Annotated in this window: 1 protein-coding gene; it reads right to left on the minus strand. The window is 44.5% G+C overall.

The window, feature by feature from the left end; all coding sequences use genetic code 11:
* Nucleotides 1-625 (minus strand): phosphatidate cytidylyltransferase (locus GMD4S_RS09955; protein WP_000159121.1); only part of this gene is annotated, 625 nt, incomplete at its 3' end.
* Nucleotides 626-663 lie beyond the last annotated feature (38 nt).

Raw genomic sequence — 663 nt, forward strand, 5'->3', positions numbered from 1 at the left:
GACTCATTCTATAAATCCCATAAGGAAGAGCAACTGTGCTGTCCACTAACATGAAAATCACTGTTATCAGTACCGCACCTAGAATACCCCCGACAAATCCCTCAATACTCTTATTAGGAGAAACTCTCGGAGCCAACTTATGTTTACCAAAATTCATCCCTGTCAGGTAGGCTGCGCTATCTGTCGCCCAAACGATAAAGAGAGCCAGAAGCACCTTGTCAAAACCTGCCACCCGAGCATCTAGTAAGGCATTGAAGCCAAAACCAACATAAAAGCTCACAGCAATTGGAAAAGCGGCATCTTCAATCGTATAGCTTTTACTGAAAACGGTTGTCCCTAGCATTATGGTAATCAGAACACTATAGGCAACTACATTCCCATCAACAGGCAAAAAAGTTAGGTAATTTTCTAAAGGAACTGTGAGAGCGAAGGTCGCAAAAAGAGTCAAGGCACCCTCAATGGTCATAGTCTTTAGCCCCTTCATGTGCAAGAGTTCATGGACGCCTAGCATTGCTAACAAGCCAATCCCTACCTGCAACAAGAGCCCTCCCGCAAACAAGACTGGAAGGAAAATCGCCAGGGCCAATACCGCAAACAATGTTCTCTTTTGTAAATCCTTGGTCATATCTTCTCCTAAACTCCTCCAAAACGGCGATTGCGATG

Source organism: Streptococcus sp. GMD4S, from assembly GCF_000296955.1.